Source organism: Sphingomonas bacterium (genome assembly GCF_903644055.1).
Taxonomy (GTDB): Bacteria; Pseudomonadota; Alphaproteobacteria; order Sphingomonadales; family Sphingomonadaceae; genus Sphingomonas_I.
On sequence record NZ_CAHJXD010000278.1, the window covers coordinates 1 to 5,470 of the forward strand.

Annotated in this window: 3 protein-coding genes and 2 pseudogenes; all 5 read left to right on the top strand. The window is 62.5% G+C overall.

The window, feature by feature from the left end; translation table 11 throughout:
• Positions 1–218: 218 nt before the first annotated feature.
• Positions 219–392: pseudogene (locus HUU94_RS12875) on the top strand (IS5/IS1182 family transposase); the annotation flags it as partial.
• A gap of 19 nt (positions 393–411) precedes the next feature.
• The gene (locus HUU94_RS11965) at positions 412–1,212 is read left to right on the top strand and encodes a TetR/AcrR family transcriptional regulator (protein WP_174275297.1); all 801 of its coding nucleotides are present in this window, start codon (positions 412–414) and stop codon (positions 1,210–1,212) included.
• A 194-nt stretch (positions 1,213–1,406) separates the two neighbouring features.
• Positions 1,407–2,612 carry a multidrug effflux MFS transporter gene (locus HUU94_RS11970; protein ID WP_174275298.1) on the top strand — a complete coding sequence of 402 codons (1,206 nt, stop codon included), beginning with the start codon at positions 1,407–1,409 and terminating at the stop codon, positions 2,610–2,612.
• A 388-nt stretch (positions 2,613–3,000) separates the two neighbouring features.
• Entirely contained in the window at positions 3,001–5,217 is a 2,217-nt protein-coding gene (locus HUU94_RS11975; protein ID WP_174275299.1) for a TonB-dependent receptor, read from the top strand.
• Positions 5,218–5,240: 23 nt separating this feature from the next.
• Positions 5,241–5,470: pseudogene (locus tag HUU94_RS11980) on the top strand (hypothetical protein); the annotation flags it as partial.

Here is a 5,470-nt window from a genome sequence, read left to right on the forward strand (position 1 = left end):
CTTCCGCTTCATCCGTCCGTCCCTCCGATGGGCCGGACTCTAGCTCCAGATGGAGGAAAAAACGGGGGTCAGGTCAGTCGCCGTGCAGGACGATCGACAACTCGCCGTCCTCCGGTACGAGCGCGACCTGATCCATCAGTGTGCGAAGCACCTCGACGGCTTCCACATTGCGATCCTCGTCACCGAGGCTCCCGCACAGCGCCGATATCCGCTGGCGGCAGAGTCGCCGCCATGCCGGCTATGCCGCCAGCCTGCGTGCCCGCAAGCGGATCGACGAGGCTTTCGGCTGGATCAAGACCGTCGCCGGCCTGCGACGAACCGAGCGCCGCGGCTTCGCCCGCTTCGATTGGTCCTTCACCTTCGCCGCCGCCTACAATCTCATCCGCTGCCCAAGCTCCTCGGAGCTTCGGCATGAGTGTCGGTGGGACGGGGCGCATCGACGCGATGCCCGACTTCCCGACCGATTACCCACATGGTCGTGCCCTGTCGCGCTTTCGTTGCCGCGATGCTGCCAACCGGCATTTGATGCGCTATGGGGCTGGCATGAACACGCGTGAGATCGAGATTTCCCGTACGACGCTGGTCGCCGAACCAGAGGCGACCGGCAAGCGGCCGCGGCGCGGTGCGGTGCGTGATCGACGAAAGTTGCTGCTCGACGGCGCGACCGAGTTGTTCACCATCCGCAATTACTCGGCAGTCTCGATAAAGCTCATATCGGCGACGACGGGAATTAATACGGCGCTGATATATTATTATTATGGCAGCAAAGAAGGGTTGTTTCGGGCGGTCGTCGAAGACCTGACCGAGAAGGCCTATCAGACGTTTGATGATATCAAGGGCAAATCGACTTCTCCCAGCGAGATTATCGCTCTGTGGATCGGCAATCAGGCCGCCCAGCTGCCGCTGATGCGCAAGCTGTTCATGATCGGCATCGATTATGCGAACGCACATTCGCGTAGCGACGAAGTCGACTCCGCCATCCGCAGACTTTACGAAATAGAAGCGGAGATACTCGGCAGCGCTATTCGTGAGGGCATTCGGCGTGCCGAGTTCAAGGTCGTCGACGTCGGTCAAACCATCGATCAGATTTCGGCCTTTCTCGACGGGGCGCTCGCTCATGCCGCGATGATGCCGAATTTTGATGCCGCCGGCGCGATCATGGTCTTCCGCGATAATTTGCTGAGCGGGCTCAAGCGGGTGGATCAGCCGTAGGAAGCGACCGAAGCCACAACTCCGATAAGTATTAATCGATCAATAAAGTATCTGGCGCGGGCGTTGCGTGTGCGGTTATGATCGCCCTGTCATCGCGCTGTGCCGGCCGCAACGACGCGGCCGTTGCTCTGTCGGCTGCATAGGACGGACGGGCATGGTCGCCGGGCGCATGCGCAGCAGGGAAGAAGTAGCCGATGTCGCCTTTGGTCCGCCGTAGCATAGCGATCGGCCTGCTCATCGCTGTTGGTGCGCTGGCGAACGACATGTATGTGCCGAGCTTCGCCGCCATCGCCCGGAGCTTCGACTCCGACATGGGTCACGTCCAGCTCAGCATGACGAGCTATTTCATGGCGTTCGCCGGCGGCCACCTCGTCTACGGGTCGCTCTCCGATGCTTTCGGGCGCAAGCCGCTGATCTATGTCGGCCTCGGCATCTATGTGATCGGGTCGGCACTCGCCGCGCTTGCGCCTTCGATCGAGGTGCTGATCGCGGCGCGCTTCGTGCAGGGCTTCGGCGCGTCGGCGACGGTCGTCATCCCGCTGGCGATGATCGGTGACCAGTATCGCGGCCCCGACGCCGCTCGCCTGATGTCGCTTGCGACCGTTTCGCTCAGCGTCTCGCCGCTCCTCGCGCCGACCTTCGGCGGATTTCTCGCGCAGGCTTTTTCGTGGCGCGTGATCTTCGCAGTGCTCGTCCTGGCCGCCGTTTTCGCGACCGTGCTCACTACGCGGGGGCTTTCGGAAACGCTGTCGCCTGCCCGCCGCGTGAAGCGCGGTCCAAGGCGTATCGCGGCGACATATGTCGGGCTGTTGGGCGACCGGCGCTTCCTCGTGCCGCTGCTGATCGCCACGACCGTGCAATGCGCGGGGATGGTGTTCGCCTCGGGCTCGCCGCTCGTCTTTATGACGCTACATGGCCTTTCGCCCGCCAGCTACGGGATGCTCGTCGCACTGCATTCAGCCGTCATCATCTCGGTCAGCCAATTCAACGCAGCGCTGATGCGCCGCTTGGGCATCCTCCGGCTGATCGGCTACGGCGCGCTCGCCTTCACCCTGACCACCGGCACCTTGGCGATACTGACAATGTCGGGCATGACAGCGCTCGTCCCGTTCGTGCTGCTGACGCTTGTGATGTTTGCCTGCTTCGGACTGTTCGGTCCGCCGGCGTTCGTGACCGCGATGGAGCCGTTCGCCGACAGGGCGGGTGCTGCGGTGGCGATCGGGGTCGCGCTCCAGTCCGGCCTGATTTCGCTGTCGACATTCGTGCTCGCGATGCTGGACGACGGTACTGCGCGTCCGATGACGATGCTGCTCGCCTTTCTGGCACTTTCCGCGCTGCTTCTCTGGCTGGTCTTTGTGCGAGACGTTCGCAGCGAATCGCGGCGACCTCTGCCGGAGTGATTCGCGTCAATCCGTGATCTACCACGCCCCGTTACTCGCGATTGCTAAAGTCGCCTAAAACTTCAGCATTGCCTATCTTTAGGTCACCACTAAGTAGCGGAGGATAAAGCACAAAATTTACTGGTCGCCTACAAATCAGGCAATTTACAAAAGTTTATCGATCAATTAATAAATTGTTGTAATACGACTAAATTGCTGATGTTACAGAGTCATACCTGACGTCAGCGAGGCCGTCGTGACCAAGCATCCACACATCACAGCGTCATCTCTCATCGTGGCGGCGACGATAAGCGTCGCGCTACCGGCTCCGGGCAATGCCCAAGACGCGGGCGCTGCTGCAGCGCCGGAACCGGCCCTAGCGGCAGCGGCACCCGAGGCCTCACTCGCGGTGCTTCCACCTGAAGCGGGCGATATCGTCGTCACTGCGCGCAAGCGCCGCGAGACGCTGCGGTCCGTCCCCGCAAGCATTTCGGCGCTTTCAGGAGAGACGCTGGCGAGCCGGCAGATCAGGACTGTGGAGGATCTCTCGCGCGCGACGCCGGGCGTCTCCTTCCAATCCGGCGGCGGCCCCGGCACCGATAATATTCAGGTGAGAGGCATCAGCTCGACATCAGGCAATGCAACGGTCGGCATCTACCTCGACGAGATCGCGATCACGCTGCCGAACGTGTATAATGGCGCGATCGAGCCTGCCTTCATCGATCTCGCGCGCATCGAGGTACTGCGCGGGCCGCAGGGTACGCTGTTCGGCGCAAGTTCGATGGGCGGGAGCCTGCGCTTCATCTCGAACGCGCCTTCGCTGACGGACTTGGGCGGTTCGGCCAATACATCCTTGTCGGGTACGAAGCATGGCGGCTTCAACCATCAGGAACAGGCGACACTGAACGTTCCGATCGTCGAGGACCGCGTCGCCGTCCGGATCGCCGGTAGTATCGAGCGCAATTCGGGCTATATCGACAATTACGACGATGCCGGAAACAAGCTGAACGACGGGACGAACGCCGACACGATTAAGGCGGTACGTGCCAGCGTGCTGATCAAGCCGGGCTCCGGCTGGAGCATCACACCCTCGGTTTTCTACCAGGACCAGAACGTCCGTGACTCATCGGTATTCTATACCGATCTCGGAAAATATCAGCAGAGCAAGAAGGTGCGAGAGCCGAGCCGCATCAAGCTCGTCGTCGCAGGGCTGACCGTCGAGAAGGAACTGGGCTTCGCCACCCTCACATCCGTATCGGGCTATTTCCGGCATACGTTCGACCGCACCATCGACGGCACTTTCTACAACAGCGAATATCTCGGTTATCTGGCCGACAGCAACCCTCCGTTCGGACTTGCGAACCGCGGCAGCGCGATCGGCAACCTGCCGGGGCCCGAATACACCAATACCGTCACCCGGCAGTTCAGCCAGGAGGTGAGGCTGACGTCGAACGCGGCCGCCGCCGGCGGACAGCGTTTCTCATGGATCGTCGGTCTCTACGCTTCCGACCAGAAAATCCGCCGGGCTGACAACGCCTATGTCGTAGGGCTCAACCAGACTTTCCGGGACCTCTACGGCATTCCCCCCGAGCAGTCCGACGTCTTTCCGGGCAGCGCCTTTCCCGACGACTCGGTCGCGCTCGCGACGCTGGGTAACCGCGACCGGCAATATGCCGCGTTCGGCGACGCGACCTTGGCGCTGACGCCGCGGCTGAAGCTCACCGCCGGCGTTCGCTACACTCATGCGCGCGAGACCTCGTCGCTTGCCACGACCGGTTATTTCGCGGGCTCGGGCCCGCCGGTCTACACGACCGACGCCAAGTTCAACGCCGCCACTCCCAAAATTTCGCTGTCCTACGACGCGAGCCGGGACATCACGGTCTACGGACTGGCGGCGCGGGGCTTCCGGGTCGGCGGCGCCACGCCCTATATCCCCCCCGACATCTGCGGCGCCGATCTCGCGGACATCGGGCTGACCACGGTCCCGCGCAGCTTCAAGTCCGACAAGCTGTGGAACTATGAAGTGGGCGCGAAAGGACGGGTGCTTGGGGGCAGGCTGACCTTCAACGGGGCGCTGTTTCTGATCGACTGGAGCGGTATCCAGCAGACGCTGGGACTGCCGACGTGCGGCTATTCCGTCGTCACCAACGCGGGCGATGCGCGCAGCTACGGCGGCGAGCTTGAGGTACGGGCGGAACTGACTCCCGACCTCTTCGCCCACGCCTCGCTCGGCACCGTCCATTCGAAGCTCACCAGCGCTTCGACGGATTTCGGCCCGCGCGCGGGGCAGCACACGCTTAACGCGCCCGAATGGACGCTCGCCTTCGGCCTCGACTATCGCCACGTCCTGCCGTCGCAGGCGACGCTGTTCGGCCATGTCCTGAATGCCTGGACCGGCCGCTCGTACGGCTCGTACAACGTGGCCGACCCCGACTATGTGCGGCCAGTCTACAACACGGTGAATGCGGACGTCGGGGTCGCGCTCGGGCGGCTGGAGATTTCCGTGTTTGCCAAGAACCTGCTCAACAGCAAGAAGATCATCCAGCGCCCGTCGATCCTGTTCGTGGCGGAAGGCTATACTCTGCGTCCGCTCACCGCGGGCGGGCGGGTGTCCTACCGCTTCTGACCCATTTCGAGCGAGGCTCTAAAATGACCAGCGTGCGCCGCCTTTACGTCCTGCTCTGCGGGTTCGAGATCATCCCAAAGACGGTCTCGACACGCGATCGCGGCGGGCGGTTCGTCATCGCCTCGCCGATGTCGGCCTATCTTTTCGACACCGACAGCGGCTGGGTGCTGTTCGATACCGGCTTCGATCCCCAGAACGTCCGCGATCCGGCGCTGCTGCACGAGTTCTTCCTGTCCAAGAACTGGCCGCCTCC